Origin of the sequence: Mixta sp. Marseille-Q2659, assembly GCF_940807255.1 — a bacterium.
In the GTDB taxonomy this organism is placed as follows: Bacteria; Pseudomonadota; Gammaproteobacteria; order Enterobacterales; family Enterobacteriaceae; genus Mixta.
The window spans coordinates 13680-29390 of the sequence record NZ_CALNWY010000022.1; the positions used below are offsets into that span (position 1 = coordinate 13680).

At 48.4% G+C, this 15711-nt stretch carries 19 protein-coding genes and 3 pseudogenes; 11 read left to right on the forward strand and 11 right to left on the reverse strand.

Features of this window, described 5'->3' with window-relative positions:
- Positions 1-9 precede the first annotated feature (9 nt).
- Positions 10-780: pseudogene (locus P3C52_RS14890) on the forward strand (DUF4113 domain-containing protein); the annotation flags it as partial.
- 153 nt (positions 781-933) lie between these two features.
- Here P3C52_RS14890 and P3C52_RS14895 read toward each other — a convergent pair.
- Both P3C52_RS14895 and P3C52_RS14900 read right to left on the reverse strand, forming a co-directional pair.
- The gene (locus P3C52_RS14895; protein ID WP_275555755.1) at positions 934-1353 is read right to left on the reverse strand and encodes a plasmid partitioning/stability family protein; all 420 of its coding nucleotides are present in this window, start codon (positions 1351-1353) and stop codon (positions 934-936) included.
- A complete protein-coding gene (locus P3C52_RS14900; protein ID WP_275555756.1) occupies positions 1346-2323 on the reverse strand; it encodes a plasmid segregation protein ParM in 978 nt (325 codons plus the stop codon). The genes P3C52_RS14895 and P3C52_RS14900 overlap by 8 nt, the downstream gene beginning before the upstream one ends.
- Before the next feature lie 543 nt (positions 2324-2866).
- Here P3C52_RS14900 and P3C52_RS14905 point away from each other — a divergent pair.
- From P3C52_RS14905 to P3C52_RS14930, 6 genes and pseudogenes are all read left to right on the forward strand, one after another.
- Positions 2867-3145 carry a type II toxin-antitoxin system RelE/ParE family toxin gene (locus P3C52_RS14905; RefSeq protein WP_343252023.1) on the forward strand — a complete coding sequence of 93 codons (279 nt, stop codon included), beginning with the start codon at positions 2867-2869 and terminating at the stop codon, positions 3143-3145.
- A gap of 15 nt (positions 3146-3160) precedes the next feature.
- On the forward strand, positions 3161-3451 hold the full coding sequence (locus tag P3C52_RS14910; protein ID WP_275555757.1) for a helix-turn-helix transcriptional regulator: 291 nt from the start codon (positions 3161-3163) through the stop codon (positions 3449-3451).
- Between the two features lie 186 nt (positions 3452-3637).
- Positions 3638-4231 (forward strand): serine acetyltransferase, encoded by a 594-nt coding sequence (locus tag P3C52_RS14915; RefSeq protein WP_275555758.1) that lies wholly within the window; start codon positions 3638-3640, stop codon positions 4229-4231.
- A gap of 872 nt (positions 4232-5103) precedes the next feature.
- On the forward strand, positions 5104-5349 hold the full coding sequence (locus P3C52_RS14920; protein ID WP_275555797.1) for a hypothetical protein: 246 nt from the start codon (positions 5104-5106) through the stop codon (positions 5347-5349).
- Positions 5303-5509: pseudogene (locus P3C52_RS14925) on the forward strand (AbrB/MazE/SpoVT family DNA-binding domain-containing protein). The gene P3C52_RS14920 and the pseudogene P3C52_RS14925 overlap by 47 nt, the downstream one beginning before the upstream one ends.
- The gene (locus P3C52_RS14930) at positions 5506-5922 is read left to right on the forward strand and encodes a type II toxin-antitoxin system VapC family toxin (RefSeq protein ID WP_275555759.1); all 417 of its coding nucleotides are present in this window, start codon (positions 5506-5508) and stop codon (positions 5920-5922) included. The pseudogene P3C52_RS14925 and the gene P3C52_RS14930 overlap by 4 nt, the downstream one beginning before the upstream one ends.
- Before the next feature lie 41 nt (positions 5923-5963).
- Here the strand turns inward: P3C52_RS14930 and P3C52_RS14935 are convergent, their stop codons facing one another.
- Complete coding sequence (locus P3C52_RS14935) at positions 5964-6842, reverse strand: restriction endonuclease (protein WP_275555760.1); 879 nt, start codon at positions 6840-6842, stop codon at positions 5964-5966.
- 412 nt (positions 6843-7254) lie between these two features.
- Complete coding sequence (locus P3C52_RS14940; RefSeq protein ID WP_275555761.1) at positions 7255-7626, reverse strand: peptidase; 372 nt, start codon at positions 7624-7626, stop codon at positions 7255-7257.
- A 423-nt stretch (positions 7627-8049) separates the two neighbouring features.
- On the opposite strand from P3C52_RS14940, the gene P3C52_RS14945 reads away from it, so the two are divergent.
- The 4 genes and pseudogenes from P3C52_RS14945 to P3C52_RS14960 all read left to right on the forward strand — a co-directional run bounded on the left by P3C52_RS14945 (position 8050) and on the right by P3C52_RS14960 (position 11064).
- A complete protein-coding gene (locus P3C52_RS14945; protein WP_275555762.1) occupies positions 8050-8916 on the forward strand; it encodes a RepB family plasmid replication initiator protein in 867 nt (288 codons plus the stop codon).
- A gap of 616 nt (positions 8917-9532) precedes the next feature.
- A pseudogene (locus P3C52_RS14950) lies at positions 9533-10211 on the forward strand (integrase core domain-containing protein).
- Positions 10212-10602: 391 nt separating this feature from the next.
- The gene (locus P3C52_RS14955) at positions 10603-10827 is read left to right on the forward strand and encodes a hypothetical protein (protein ID WP_275555763.1); all 225 of its coding nucleotides are present in this window, start codon (positions 10603-10605) and stop codon (positions 10825-10827) included.
- A 36-nt stretch (positions 10828-10863) separates the two neighbouring features.
- On the forward strand, positions 10864-11064 hold the full coding sequence (locus P3C52_RS14960; RefSeq protein WP_275555764.1) for a hypothetical protein: 201 nt from the start codon (positions 10864-10866) through the stop codon (positions 11062-11064).
- 132 nt (positions 11065-11196) lie between these two features.
- Here P3C52_RS14960 and P3C52_RS14965 read toward each other — a convergent pair whose 3' ends face one another.
- The 7 genes from P3C52_RS14965 to P3C52_RS14995 all read right to left on the reverse strand — a co-directional run bounded on the left by P3C52_RS14965 (position 11197) and on the right by P3C52_RS14995 (position 15677).
- A complete protein-coding gene (locus P3C52_RS14965) occupies positions 11197-11574 on the reverse strand; it encodes a hypothetical protein (protein WP_275555765.1) in 378 nt (125 codons plus the stop codon).
- A gap of 44 nt (positions 11575-11618) precedes the next feature.
- Positions 11619-11951 (reverse strand): endoribonuclease MazF, encoded by a 333-nt coding sequence (gene mazF / locus P3C52_RS14970; protein WP_275555766.1) that lies wholly within the window; start codon positions 11949-11951, stop codon positions 11619-11621.
- Complete coding sequence (locus P3C52_RS14975; RefSeq protein ID WP_275555767.1) at positions 11945-12196, reverse strand: antitoxin MazE; 252 nt, start codon at positions 12194-12196, stop codon at positions 11945-11947. The genes mazF and P3C52_RS14975 overlap by 7 nt, the downstream gene beginning before the upstream one ends.
- A gap of 817 nt (positions 12197-13013) precedes the next feature.
- Entirely contained in the window at positions 13014-13352 is a 339-nt protein-coding gene (locus P3C52_RS14980; RefSeq protein ID WP_275555768.1) for a hypothetical protein, read from the reverse strand.
- On the reverse strand, positions 13349-13504 hold the full coding sequence (locus tag P3C52_RS14985) for a hypothetical protein (RefSeq protein WP_275555769.1): 156 nt from the start codon (positions 13502-13504) through the stop codon (positions 13349-13351). The genes P3C52_RS14980 and P3C52_RS14985 overlap by 4 nt, the downstream gene beginning before the upstream one ends.
- 278 nt (positions 13505-13782) lie before the next feature.
- Positions 13783-14811, reverse strand: coding sequence for a ParB/RepB/Spo0J family partition protein (locus P3C52_RS14990; protein ID WP_275555770.1), 1029 nt, complete (start codon positions 14809-14811; stop codon positions 13783-13785).
- Positions 14811-15677, reverse strand: coding sequence for a ParA family protein (locus tag P3C52_RS14995; protein ID WP_343252024.1), 867 nt, complete (start codon positions 15675-15677; stop codon positions 14811-14813). The genes P3C52_RS14990 and P3C52_RS14995 overlap by 1 nt, the downstream gene beginning before the upstream one ends.
- Positions 15678-15711: the final 34 nt, after the last annotated feature.

The window sequence follows — 15711 nt, forward strand, 5'->3', positions numbered from 1 at the left end:
TGCTCAGGTAACCCCAAACGGACGGAGGCGCTGCTTTCACGCCAGCCCGTGGGCGAACTCTGGGGCGTGGGCTCCCGGCTTGAAAAGCGCCTGCAGTTGCTAGGCGTGACTACGGCGCTCGATCTGGCGCGCACTTCCCCTTCCCTTATTCGTAAAAACTTTGGCGTGGAACTTGAGCGCACGGTACGTGAACTCAATGGCGAATCCTGCATCCCGATGGAAGATGCGCCCCCACCAAAGCAGCAGATAGTCGTCAGCCGCAGCTTTGGCGAGCGCATCACCGAATACGATGCGATGCGTCAGTCGGTTTGCGCCTATGCCGAGCGTGTGGCGGAAAAGCTGCGCGAGGACCGCCAGTTCTGTCATCACGTCTCGGTTTTTATCCGTACGTCGCCCTTCGACACCACCCAAGCCGGATACAGCAACACGGCATTCGTAAAGCTGCACGTAGGCACGCAGGACACGCGAAACATTACTGAGGCGGCGGTGAAGTCCCTGGACGCTATCTGGCGCCCGGGTTATCGCTATGCGAAAGCCGGCATCATGCTCAGCGAACTACGCCCGAACGGCGTGGCGCAGCTGAACCTGTTTGATGATGAGGTACCGCGTCCTGGCAGCGAGGCCCTGATGAACCTGCTGGATACCATGAATCGTTCGGGTCGCTACAGCATTGGCTTTGCAGGTAAAGGGATTGATCCTGAATGGAAGATGAAACGGGAGATGCTAAGTCAGGCCTGGACAACGAACTGGAAAGATATACCGGTAGCAAAATTGTGTTAAGGATGTTTACTGGATATCTGAAGGAATGCCACTCAGTTCAGGAAGAGGTAAAAGTTTTCACATTAAGCGTCAGGCTGCCGGACTGCAGCGAAGGGGATTTTCTTTGAGCGCAGCCCGGCGCCTGTTTTAATCATGTGGAAAAAAACAGGCCCATCATTCGTCATCCGGAAACATCCTGGCGCTGTTTGCACGGGTATCGGCGACGTTTTTATCTTCCTGATGTACTGGTTTTTTTGCCTGAGCAGAGTCTGGCGCACTGGCAGCCGGACCGAGCCTTGTCAGTAATGCCTGTATCACCGAATCGTCCGGCGTAAATGCATCCGGGATCACACTGCTGATAATACGCTGGATGTCCTGCAGCGTAACGTTTTCGGTTGCCAGCTCAGCGATCAGATTGGGAAGCCGGCGATCAATGGACGCCAGTGCGGCACCGGTGAGCAGAAAGGCGCGCATGGCGCGTCCCCGCTCTTTGAGGCGCGTGTCATCCAGCAAATCGACCGCTAACCTGTCCCCGGCCTGTTCATCCGGATACAGGTTAAACGCGATTTTACGTGGTGAGGATTTGTCAGTCATTAGCGCTGCCTTCCTTCATTTCCAGCATGCCCAGCACCAGATCAAACTGTGGATCGTTGCTCGTGAAAAAGCGATCTGAGGGCACGTTGGTTGCTTTTTTTACAGCATCGGCAATTAGCTTTGCACCGCCGCCTACGCACATTACATGCGTATAGCCGGTAAAGCGGTCGAGCGTATCCACTACGCGGTTCGTCAGAATGCGTTCTTTCTCTTCCATCGTGTTCATCACGGCCTGACGCAATTTGGCATCCGGGAGGCGATGTTCAATCCAGGCCTTTTCTTCACGGTGAACGATGATGTTATCTGCCTGAAGAGAACTGATACGCGTATGCCCGGCGAGTGCGTTTTTGATACCGTTAGTGATAATGGATACGCCAATTTTAGGATCGCACCAGGTATTCGTAATGCCGGACATTTTGCTCCGAACATGCGAAACGTCCAGGGTGGTACCGCCCAGGTCCACGATAAGCAGTGAATCATCGTCCTGCAGCCCGGTCAGGACGTTAAAGCCTGCCGGAATACTTTCAGGCAGAACAGTGACTTTGTCGATGGTGAAACCCTGCCTGTTTCCCTGCAGAACAACGTCACGCTTAACGCTTTTTTTCTTGCGGGTAATGTTTTCAGTTTTGGGCTGGAAATCAGCATTCAGATATTCAGACAGCGGTAGCGTCACAACAACATCTATCACCTGTGGTTCGATGCCTGACTGCAGCAGTGCGTGATGGATTGCCACTGTATTTACCTGGCTGTACTGATAGCGTGTTTCTGTCGTCACGACTGCGTCGGCACTGCCTGGGTCAAAGCTGAACTTTTCACCTTCTATTTCATAGTTTGCAGACTGACCATCATCAAACAAATTCAACGACCATTCCGGTTTGAAACTGTTAGGGCTGATAAAGGTTTTAACCTCACCATTTTCCTTCCACGCCAGCTTGATATTAGTAGAGCCGTCATCAACAAAAATACGCATCGCAAAACCTCACAGAAGGGGTTAAAAGTTAAAGTTCAGCTGGAACTCCAATACAATCTGAAGTTGAAATATATATGACACAAATTGGATAGTACCAGGCATACCCCCACCTGTAAAGCAGCAATGATGATTCTTAAACTCGTATTTCATGATGAATATATATCATATAATTATTTTCAAATTAGTTAAATGCAAGTTAGACATCATTTAGCGCCCATAAAAAAGATATATACGTGACATATAAATAATCTAATCTTTTTTTGTATGAAGCATGACAGGTAACCACAGCAGGATGTTTTGCTCGTTTCCTAATGAAGCGCCGGCAGCATCTGTCATCAAGTAAGTATACGGCTGGCAAACCCCGTCATCACGGGCAGCATATCCCCTATGCTTTTTTATAACGCTTATAGATACTGAGGGTAACGCCAGGTTCTTCAGCCACACGCGCCTGATCTCATTACAGACAGCTTCGCCATAATCTCAGCTCTAACCTGCCTTGTTACCGTCTCGTGAGTATGGCTTGGCAGCAGCAAGAAAGATTTATTGTTTTTGCCCAAAGAAATGCAGCGTTTCTTTGGTTTTGCGCTGGACTTTGCCCAGCGCGGCGAAAAGCATAATGATGTTAAGGTTCTGAAAGGCTTTGGCGGTGCTGGTGTTCTGGAAGTCGTTAAGAACGATATTGGTGGCACCTATCGTGCTGTGTATACCGTCAAGTTTGAAGAGGCTGTGTTTGTGCTTCACGCCTTCCAGAAAAAGAGTAAGCAAAGGGTTGCTACGCCAAAAGAAGACATGGAAATCATTAGAAAGTGGCTGCTGTTGTAGCCCAAGAAATAAAGAATGGTAAACAAAATCATTAATGGCATCGCTGTTGAAATGGGGTCTGGCAACGTTTATGCTGATCTTGGCCTAGAGGACGCTGAAAAACAAAAAGTAAAATCTGGCCTGGCGATAGAAATCATCAAAAATATCCGCCGGCTTGACCTGTCTCAGACTGCTGCCGGGGAGCGCATGGGTATCAGTCAGTCAAAAGTCTCTAATCTGCTTCGCGGGGATTTTACCAACTTATCTGAGCGCAAAATGATGAAGTGCCTGAATCGCTTAGGCTGCGATATCGAGATCGTAATTTAGCCCTCTTCATCGCCTACCGGACACCTGAAGCTCGCGTAAATCAACTGAAGATTTCCGAACCCCTTGAGTCCCAATAACTAAATGCTCGCGCCTTTATTCTTAGAGGCATTTTTATTTAATTTAAAGCAAAATCGATATTATCTAATTTGCTTCCTTACTTTTATAAGACCTAGCGTCAGGATTAAGATGACTGAACAGACTGCTTCTCTCTCATTAAATGAAGTTATTAGTAATGTAAATGCTTATGAACACTTCAAAGAGTGTTTGCGTATAGAAGTCCTGAACAGGGACGGAAAAAAGAAGTTTTCATGGTTTAAGGTTTTTCATCGGGTAGCATTCGGTTATAAGCACAACTTCTATTTTTGGTGGCGTCTGGCTAACTACATGCACACAAAAAGCTCGCCACGGCTACGAAAGTGGGCTCGCAGGATAAATAATAAGTTATTACGCAAATACGGTACGGATATCAGCCTGGAGGCGTTCATAGGCCCGGGCATGAAGGTAAATCACTATGTAGGTATAGTCGTCAGAGCTGAAAGTATTATCGGAAAAAATATCAAGCTGCGCCAGAACACCACGATCGAAAGGAAGGATTCTATCGATACGTCAGGAAAGATTATTATTGGCGATAACGTTGATATTGGCGCCCATAGCTGCATTATCGGAGATATTATTATCGGTGATAATGTGACGATCGGGGCAATGTCATTCGTCAATAAAGATGTGCCTGCTAATAGTGTCGTTTACTCAGAAAAGACGATGTTTATACGCTCAAAATGAATGGCCGGCCGGTGCCGGCTTGTAGTGCAGCGTAAGGCACGGGTCATAAGTGTTTTCTAACTGCACGGTCATTGAAAGCAGCAAGAAAATATCCCTCTGAATCCGGCGAAGCGCCAATAAGGCCGTCGTACCCCTTTGAAAATGCCGTACGCAGGATATGCCGTGAGATCTTGTCGGGACAGGTCAAGATACACCAAAGCCTGCATCTGCTGTGGCGGCGGCCCTTTTTCTCCCGATTCCCGACTTATATGCGCATGGATCTTGTGCTTTGCTGAATCATGCCCAGCCGTGTATCGCAGGACTTCTCCGGTTTTCCATCCCTCGTGCCAGTATTTAGGACTAATGTTTAATGATTCTCTTAGTAGATGATGCTCTGCAACGCGCTGGCGCAGCTGTTCTGCGGCTTCAGAGTCAGCAATACAGTCGAGAATGGCAGAACGCCAGGCGAGTCGCACCTCTCTTGTATTAGTCCCGTCTTTGCGAGCTATTTCAGCTCGGTCGTATAAAATGAAGGCGTCAGGAAGGGCTAATATATCGTCCCTGCTGTTCTTTTTAAAAGCTGATAAGAATTTACGTAAATATCCGCGCGATCCGTAGTACCAAGCTTTATCAAATCTTTTATGGATCTATTGTGATGACATAATTTAATAGACTGCTATTAAGTTGAATAAACGGTCAGTATCAGCATATCAGTACGCTGGTAGAACTGTTCGCAGTTGGGATGATTTTCTGTAGCGCTCGCCGGCACAGTGGTGGTCTGATACTGCCGGCCCTGCTGCATATTCTGACTGCAGTGATCGCGGTAATTCTGGGATAAGAGCAGGCCACGGCAGGCTAAAATCTACATCAACAAGCTGATATAGGGAAAATAAATGGCATTTCAGAATCCGGCGCAGAACTATGAGGAAAAGCAGCTTAATCTGGGCGATATGATCAGCCTCTCCACGTACTCAACCTACCTGATGCGCAGCGCCAGCGATTATCCGGATGTTGGAATAGTGAAAGGTTCATTGCTGACCGTAGATTGCAGCCTGACGCCTCAGAATGGCAATATCATCATTACTACAGTTAATGACGAGCTTGTCCTGCGCCGACTTTCCCCGGGATATGGACTTTGAAGGCGTCAGCGAACTGGAGATCGTCCGAGAAGGGGACAGCATCATTCTGCGTCCCGTCCGCCCGACCTTGGGTTCTTTTGCGTAGCTCGATAAGGCAGACCCGGACTTTATGGCGGAGCGTGAGGACATTGTCAGCGACGAAGGACGATTTAACCTGTGAACAAAATATACATGCTGGACACCTGTATCTGCTCGTTCATCATGCGGGAGCAGCCGGAAGCCGTACTGAAGCGCCTTGAGCAGGCGGTGCTGCGCAACCACCGCATCGTGATTTCGGCCATCACCTATTCCGAGATGCGCTTCGGGGCCACCAGCCCGAAAGCCTCGCCACGCCATATTCAACTGGTTGACGCCTTCTGCGCCCGCCTCGATGCCATCCTGCCTTGGGATCGGGCCGCGGTGGATACCACCACGGACATCCGGATCACGCTGCGGCTGGCCGGGACGCCGATCGGCCCCAACGACACGGCGATTGCCGGGCACGCCATCGCCATCGATGCCGTTCTGGTGACCAATAACGTAAGAAAGTTTGAGCGGGTACCGGGACTGACGCTGGAAGATTGGGTAAAGTGAGTTACAGGCTTCAGCGGTAATATATGAAATATCCCGGCAGATTATTTCAGCGTGCCGGGTATTTTGTCTTTAAGTGTATAGAGTTTGTCGAATTCAGCATAGGGCTCTCCCGTTTCAGCCGCATGCCGGAGTTTGGCTTCAAGAAGGTCTGGCAGTGCGATCCCGTGACTGAGCGAATGATAAAGATCATAACCACTGACACAGATAACCCGTTTCCCTTTACCGAAGGCAGTCAGACCTTCGGGAGTGAAGCCCATCCAGCTGATAAACACGCCTCGTGTCCAAGTCGCCTTGGTGCTGAGCTTTCCTTCAAAAACGTGTAGATCGGCTGCAGGCGTCCTGTTCTGATGCCACTTAGCTTCCATCAGATAGAATTCATCATTCAGCCGAAAGCTGCCGTCAATCTGTTCACCTGTGTTCCGAAAAGAGGAGCGGGGAGCAAGCTTAAAGGCACTGAACAGCCCAGCAAGCCAGCTCTCAAACCGGAAACCACGGGGATGAGGCGCCAGAGCTTTCATTGCGTTCATTTCTGCCACAAGGGAAGACCAGTCAATACCGTGCCAGACCTGGACAGGTTTATCACCTCTGGCAGTATCAGCGTCAGTATTTTCCAGTCTGGAAATTAATGCCTGCCAGTCATTACGGCTTTGCTCAGCCTGATCAGGCATGCACTCTGTTTTATGCTGCCACAGTGCGTTCAGCACACGCAGCGCGGTTTCACGATCCACCTTTTTCAATAAACATCTGACACGCTTAGCTTTCGATGCTTCTTCTTCCAGATAAAGTTCATCATCAATATCGATGTTCAGTTCTTCATCAAAAAAAACTGATAGTGTGCGGTTAGAGAAATCAAGGATATAGCCCGGATCGCTTTCAAAAACTAGATTAAAGAGTCTCAGATCCTGCATTTTTAGTTTCACGTCAGCCTCCTGTTTTTTCTCATTATAACGACCAGAAACGCAGGTTGTTCACCGATCTTTAATATGGCGTTTTTCTGTAGAGCGCACGCAGCCGCGGTTCGCATTGGTGTTTTGGCGCTAGGCGCCACGTCAACACCGGACCAGGCTTGGCCTTTCGCCTGTTGATGAATTTAACATCGGAACGATATACGCTGTGAAGTTCTAAACGCTGCAACGCCATCTGGATGAGCCTTCAGAGGTTGCCGTCGCCGCATTGTATCCGGTTTAAGCTGACGGCCGTTTTGCTAACGGAAGCGATGCGTTTGTTTATGGCGGACAGCTTGAATCTGATTATCAGCGGATTATGAAATGGATTTTAATCAATCTGGCAACCTGGACTGATTAGACGGAAGAAACAACAGGACTATTAAATTTATACCGACTGAGGTAACACATTACAGAACAGGTAAGGGCTGTTGTCTCTTTTCCAGATCGCATGTTCTTGTGCCACAGCTTTCATCAAGCAGGCTAAGGTTTTATCGCCTTTTAACTCCTGAAGAGCTGGAACGAGGTTTATAAGCAGTTTGCGAAGCACAAGCTCTCCGTTAACCTCTGCAACGATGATATGCCTGTGTTGAGATATGAGTGTACGAGCGATGACAAGAACGGAGCCCTGCATAATGTCAGCTTCAGGATAATTACTGTCGCTGCGTACAAGAAACGTTAAATGAGGTGACAGCGTGAACAGATCGCCCAGACTGAGCCGCTGCTCTGCAAAGTTTTGTGCGGGGTTCTGAAAGGCCATTTGCTGCCTCGCATTAACATATAATATGAAAATAGTCTTTTTAAGTAACTACTCAGGGGTTCACAAATTCTTTGTGAACCCCTGAGTAGTTGAACAAGCCGCAGGCGCGTTAGTCGGCTCCGACAACAGCTTTTCTATCTCTAGATGACTGTTATCCACAAGTCCACAGGCACGATCCAATAATATATCCAATAAGATCCTTATAGTACCTAATAGATCCCCGTAACGCGCAGGCCGCTCTGCGTCTGGCTTTAAAGCAGATGCAGATGTGTGCTGGCGGGAAGTTAATGTGTGCTGGCGGGAAGTTAATGTGTGCTGACGGGCTAGTAATGTGTGCTGTTGGGATGTAAAGTGTGTGCTGACGGGATAAAGATCCTTTTCATCTACAGCTGAAAATTCTCTTCTAAAAAACGAGATAACCCAATGACAGATAAGTCATTTATATCTGATGCGCTTTATAGCGACATGATCAGTAAAGAAAAACAGCTCACAGTTAATTCAAACAACACCGTTCAGCCTGTTGCTCTTATGCGACTCGGCGTTTTTGTCCCGAAGCCCACTAAATCCCAAGGCGATAACAATGTTGTTGATGCTTCCGAGCTTTTTTCTCAGCTGGAAATCGCGCGGGCAGAAGGCTATGACAATATCAATATTGCCGGTCCGCGGCTCAACATGGACTGTGACTTCAAAGTGTGGATTGGAGTTATCTATGCGTTTAGCAAGTACGGCCTGAATTCTAACAAAATCGAACTCAAATTCACGGAATTCGCCAAAGGATGTGGCTTTTCGGCAAAGCGTATAGATGCCCGTCTGCGCAGCTCCATTCATGAATCGCTGGGTAAGCTTCGTAATAAGTCCATTTCGTTCAAACGTGGCGCAGACGTACGGGGAAGTTATCAAACCGGCCTTCTTAAGACGGGGTATTTTGACGCGGATAAGGATATTGTTCAGCTTGAAGCGGATGAAAAGCTCTGGGAGCTGTTTCAGCTTGATTACCGTGTGCTGCTGCAACAGCACGCCATCAAAGCTCTTCCCAAGAAAGAGGCGGCTCAGGCTATTTATACCTTCATCGAAAGCCTGCCGGCAAATCCTGTTCCTGTTGGGTTCCCACGTTTACGCGAACGCCTTTCCCTGACCAGCTCGGTTAGCGAACAGAATCGTACTATTAAAAAAGCCCTTGAACAGCTGCAGAAAATTGGTTATCTGGAATTTTCACTGGTTCGTAAGGAACGTGAAAATTATTTGATCATTCATAAACGTAACCCGAAGCTGAAGCCTGTTGATTTTTAAAATGTGTGCTGGTGGGACTCAGGCCTGCATCGGTCATAGATGTGCTGCGGGATGCTTGAAATGTGTTCACCATGTATGTGTGCTGACGGGAAGTGATTGCCTGTGAGAGTAGCAAGCCTTTCCTGAGCCTGTATTTCTGCCACCGTCAGCAAGCCGACAGTGTGTGCTGGTGGGACGCCTGCTTATTTTACCCGACAGCACACATTTTCTTATCGATATTATCTTCTCAAGCTCACCGTATTCTTTCCGGATTCGACCTACATCCCTACAGCACACATGCAGACCCTGTTCAGCAGGCCTGTCTTCCTGCCAGCACACATGGTCGGACATAAATCTTACGAGCTATCCCGACAGCGCACATGTTGGCAGGCGGAGCGGCTGGGTTATTTCTGCATAGTTCCTCTGTGTCTTGATTAACGGGTACAGTCTTGCAAGCATATTAAAAGAACAAAGCAACCACAGTGCGCTTAGAGAAAAGATGAATACAGTACATATTTATTTGACAAGTAGTGCAATGTGCAGACACGTGAAGGTTTTGCCCGCGTTGATCTGCTCCCAATAGATTAACATACCCCAATGTTAGTCATGTCTTCATAAGCCACATGAGGACATCTCCATGAAGAAGTGTTTTTCCGACCAACAGATCATCAGTATTCTCCGCGAGGCTGAAGCCGGGGTATTCGCCCGTGAACTCTGCCGCAGGCACGCCATTTCCGATGCCACCTTTTACACCTGGCGTAAAAAGTATGGCGGTATGGAGGTACCCGGGATTAAGCGCCTGAAGTCGTGTGAGGAAAATAGCGCCCGACTCAGGGCGCTGCTGCGCCGCGAAGGGCTTCATGTTAATCACAAGCGCGCGTACCGGCTTTATCATCTCAGTGGCCTGGGGGTAAACGCAGACGATGTCGCAAAGGGCTGGCGACAGAACGTTTGCTGCTGCTCCGCCCGGATGTGCCGAACCTGACCTGGTCAATGGATTTTGTTATGGATGCACTTGCCAGTGGCCGCCCGATCAATGGGCCTTTGAGCATGGCGTGGAGCTGCGGCTTATCCTGTCCGGCAAGCCGACACAGAACGGATTTATTGATAGTTTTAACGGACGCTTTCGCGATCAATGGCTGAATGAACACTGGTTCAGCGACATAAGTCATGCCAGGAGAACCATCAGTGAATGGCGTCAGGATTATAATGAGTGCCGCCCGCACTCCACGCTGAATTATCAGACCCCGCCTGAATTTGCGGCGGGCCGGAGAAAGGGTAATTCTGAGAATGAAGGATCCGACATTACTAACTGAAAGCCGTATCTCATCTTGGGGGTAGGTCAAATAGACAGATGGATAAGAATCTACGCTCTTAATAGTGTGGCTTTACCGATCTCTTTTTATGCCGCGTCTGAAGACGCCGGCCAACGCTTCACAGCTACATAGTAAACTGTACTCCCATTTACCGTTCTGATGAGGAGAAAGCTGTTGTTATATGGGAATCAGCACTAATCGACATGGTGACCAGACAATGCGGAACGACCTACAGTGCCGCAAGCAACCGCATTACGTTATGAATAATACTGATTTTCATAGTTGCCGCTACCGTTAGCCTTCGCATTTTTCTGATTAATGATCTGGTTACTTGTCCAAAATTTCAATAACTTATAGAGTATCCTTTTAAGCTATCAAACAGAGAAATTATATGTCTGGCTGGGAAGATTTCTGCGACTCTATGGGGCTAGATACCCATAATGGATTTGATACTTTGATGGACAGGTATAGCCGCGACCTTAAGCATGAAAAAGAAGAGGAATATCATCTGTTCTTCGAAACGTTTCAGGATGGTCTGGAGTGGTCGAAAAATAACAAAGGGGCAGCATTTACTCGTAGTTCTGATGGGAAAGGATTCATGCCATCGAAGAAATAATATCGTAATAAGCTGTTTTAAAAGGAAAGAACCTAAATGACAGATAAAGAATTATGGATGCAGGCTTTTAAGGAAGCTGAGAATGTGTTCAAGGAAGCTGATGAAACTCTTTATTTTACTGCTGAATACGAGCAGGTCAAAGCGAAGCTCACTGAAGGAATTATTTCCCCTGATGAAGCTGAAAGAGAACTGGCTCGGCATCACACGGAATATAGGGAAAGCTTTCCAAAGGATTAAATGCAATATCCTACAGTCTTCAGATATATTGTTAGCCATCGAGTTATGCAATAGAAATCCCCGCTTCGCCCCAACATCCGCGTGTAATCCCCGCCATTCAATTTCGTGCATGCCTGTGCAGGCGCTTAAAAATTAGCAGGGGCGTTTTTCGGGGGTTCGGACAGGGAAAAGGTCTGTCTTTCGGGTAGAGTGGCGCAGAAACGCACTGAGGGCGTTTTTAATGTTATGGTAAATATGAGTAATCGGCTGATACAGGAACGCCGTCCGACAGAGCGGCTTATAGTTACGCTTTTTGCCTAGGGGCATCAGATGAATTGTCGCCGTAAGTGCAATGGCGAAGACCACTCCTGCTTTTGTTCGCAGGAGTCTACGCCTTATCATGTGATAAAATGTCGGCAGAAAACGGGAGCTTTTTTCCAGCGTGATTTGCACCTGAAAGAGGTTTTTCATCAAATTTGCACCAGTCTTGGTTACCACTACTGCCGGCTTGATGTTTTGTTCGTCTTTCATGCGCACCCCACTTTTTAAAGATGGAGGAGCGTGGTTCCACTGCATCACCCTATCAGCAGCCGGGAAATTACCCGGACCGATTCCAGTTCGGTCGCTGTCACGCGTCCTTTTTTCGTTGCTTCGCGTGCGCGCCAGTCCAGACTTTTAACCTGATCGGCCAGTACTGCCGAACCGGGCTGGCTGTCCAGTTGCACTTCAAACGGATAGCCCTTAATTTTCGTTGTCATTGGGCAGCAAACCAGAAGACCTACCATCTCGTTATATTGCTTTGCACTCAACACCAGCGCGGGGCGGTGGCCTGCCTGCTCATGGCCGGCCTGTGGATCAAAGTGCATCCATACGACGTCACCTGAGTCCGGTACATATTTAGCTACCATGCCTCTTTCCCGACCTCATCCGTAAACGCTTCGCTGTGAATATTTTCAGGCGTTACCTTTGCCAGCAAGGCTTGCAGTGTGGGCGCAGGAGTCACCGGCTTGATTACCAACTGTGGGCGGTTATCACTGCCTAAAATCACATTAACTTCAACCTCAGCATCTACATCCAGCGCCATAGCGGCCATTAACTGGCTGGGGATTCTTACTGCCGGGCTGTTTCCCCAGCGTTTAATCGTCTGTCGCATTTTCTACTGCTCTGTATAAACAATGTAGATACAATGTATCATTGCATAATCTATGTATCAACATTGTATATACGAAATAATTGGAACCATGATCCTAATCTTTTAACTGTCATCTGCGAGTCATGCCTGCGTTATACCTTCGCAGATATTATCGGCCGGACCAATGCAGCTTAAATGTTACTATTATATTCATAGCTGCTTTGCATATCCTTTTGTCCCGCTTATGTGGCGCTGTAAAGCATTGACGTTCTGACGGTTCGGTATTTCGCTGCTTCTGCTGGCATGTTGCCGGCGTATTCTTCCACCTCAATTTCGTTATCTTTCAACAGATGTCGCTGCTGGATTCATCCTCACTTTCTTCTTCATTGCCGGCCATATCCTCATCCAGCGTATCGTTATCAAGGATTAAAGTCGGCGTTTCCTCTGCTAACTGGTAAGCTCGTTCTCGCCAACAAGCTGCCCCTGTGCCGATGGTGGGACCGCAGACGCAGCTTAACTTATTTGATGAATGGCAGCCACGGACTGACAACGCGCCGCTGATGGCGGTTATGGATCGTCTTAACAGTAGCAGGATAGTGAGTGTCTGGTTTGCCGGTTAAGAAGCCGACTAGGTGGATGAAGTTTGAACCGCTTTCTCGTGCGTGCATAGGCACTCGCAGGTTAATTATTCCGGTTGCACAGATTAAATAACCTTCTGTAAGACATTAATATGATTAAGCAGCGTGCAAAACCAGATTGGTATGGCTGAAAGATACAATAAAAAGCAGGGAGAGCTCTTTATTGCCGGCACGACATGATAATTTCGCATGCGAAATTATCATGTCAGCTCATTTCGCCGGTACAACGTTTTTAAAACAGGCGTTAGCCGGTAATGTTGTTTTGCCCAGCGTCCATACGTATTTGTTTCGACAAAGGTGCGTTTACTTGTGCTGTCCGATTCACGGTAGTAAAGAATACAGATCAGATTACTGGCCTGCAGGTAACCTGCGACGCGGGTAATATTTGTCCGTATAAAGCCGGTTTGCTTCTCGAATTCATCAAGGTCTACCCCGTCAGACCCATGATCCAGTGAGTCTACAAGAAATGCGATCAAGGCAGATGCGATAGAACGTCTGCCTGACCCGGTGATGAGCGTATCGAGTTCAGTAAAGGTCATATGAGTTTACGACTGGCGCGATAACGCGCATCCTCTTCAATAGCAGCAGCCAGCCAGCCGGCGGCAATCCGCTTAATGACTCCGGCCGGCAGGCACTGCAGAAGCTGTTCAAGTGGGCTTTTTTTACTGTTTCTGAAAATCAGTGCGGCCATGCCACACCATTCCTGGTCACTGTCAGGCGTCCATCCTGCGTTCATCAGTAGGGTTAGTGCTGTCTGAGCAGCCCAAACGGGTGTACTCTCGGGGACGGTAGCCCATTCAGCCAGAGCAGAACCCGGGACAGGTCTGTCGCGGTTTACAAAACCCAGGCGTATGGCAGCCTCGGTTAAAGCCGCCGCGTTTTCCGCCTGAGTACCCGGTTGCTGAAGCGCCCAGTGTTTAACGATCTGGCCACGGAAATGCGTAGCCATTACAGAAAAAGGGGTCGGCTTCATTTCGCGGGACGCAGCCCCGTAACTGTAAGCCGTGCGGCCTCCACCGAAGCTTCCCCGTTATCCAGTTTAATCCAGACGTAGCCTTCTGCGTCCGGTGCACGCTCAGTCAGGATAAAACCCGCCTGCCCGTCAAACTCAACGGCGACAAGCCAGTCTCTGACCGTTTTTGTTTGCCCGGATTTTTGCATGGGTGGCGAGGCTGGCGGCTCAGATTTCGCATGCGAAATTTTGGTGCGGCCTTTCGCTCTTTCCAATGCTTCCTTTACCTGTTTGCGGGTTATACCTGTTTGCCGGGCTGCTTTAACTAACCGTTCGGCATCCTCAGGCGAAGTTTCATGCAACTGGGTTAGTGTATAAGCAAGGTCCACGTCCGCTGTAATCTTGTCCCGTAGTAATGCGGTCACGCCGGCAGGCGCATCAACGAGACGAAGGTGTTTACTGACGAAGGCCGTTGGCTTGCCGACAGTTTTTGCGATTTCCTCTCCTGTCATGCCATGCTCGTTTTTAAGTTTCAAAAACTGGGCAGCGGTGGCAAGAGGCTTAAGTCCCGATTGCTGAAGGTTCTCAATGAGCTGGCCAATGATCCGTTTTTTATCACTTTCTGGCGGGATACCGACGTAAATATCGATGTACTGATCTCCGCGTTTTTTAGCTGTTCTCCAGCGCGTTTCGCCCAGCCAAAGCCGGTAACCTCGTTTATCTCTTGGGAAGCATCGCGGCGGGGTCAGAATACCGACAGAGTCAAAGGTTTCTTCCATTCCCTGGATAACGCTCTCATCAAAGTCTTCTTCGGGCCGGACCTGTTCTTCGGCATAAACATCGTCAATGGGCACGCGAATAATCTGCCCGGCGGCTTCAAGTTCAGGTCTGGCAATACCCGTCATAATCTGATGTGATGTCGGATCCCGCTTTTCTGTAGCCGGTTGCTTATTTTCGATAACCTGCCCGATACCACGTACAGACGCTGGCAGGGGACGTTCTGATTGTTGTTCCTGCAAACGGCTTTTAAATGGTTTTCTGGCCATCACTGCGCTCCTGTCAGCTGAACAATTTTCCGGGTCATTTCTGCATACTGAACAGCCGGCCGGCATTTGGGATCGTACTCATGGAACGTCAAACCTAATTCAATCGCCTCTTTTGCCGCAGACGGCATATAAGAGATACATGCCAGAATGAACTCTTCCGAATATCCTTTTGATTCCAGTATTTCTATTAGCATCAAGAGGTTGTGCGTTTCTACCTGACCCAGATAGCCCTCTTTAAGTGGTTTATTGTAATTAGTCACCGTCGCCTGAGTAATGTAGACCCCCAGAAACTGCAGGGCTGGATTATAGTTCTTTTTAATTTTTTGCATGTAGGTCAGCTGCTTTCCAACCGCATTACGCGACTGCTTCTCAAGCAGAGTTGGAATAATGAGATAATCTGCTGACATATGGCTGGCAATCATAACGTTTGAATAGGATGGCGCAGAGTCTGCCAGAATGAAATCGTATCGGGTTTTCAGCTCATTGATCCGGTCCCGAAAATCAAACATACAGTCAGAATTACGGTAGTTAATTTCGTTCAGCTCACTGGTGGCACCGATGAAGTGACGGCCGTCCGGAAGGATTATTGGGGTAATAGTCGTATCGGGGAAAAACAGCTGATAGGCATTTGCTTCACCAGGCGTAAAAGCATGGCTCAGCGGTTCGCGTTCAATGGCCAGAGGAAGCTCATCAGGGAATGTTCGTTCTGTCAGGCCAGTTGTCCAGTCCAGATCGATTTCAAGTACGGAAAAGCCCATCATTCGAAGGTCAAACGCCACCTCTTTGGTGGACTGGGATTTCACAATCCCACCTTTCTGACTACATACCACAATAAGCTTCCCTGACGAGGCAGCGCTGAGAGTCATATCATTGTCCTTAAAATTTCGCATGCGAAATGAA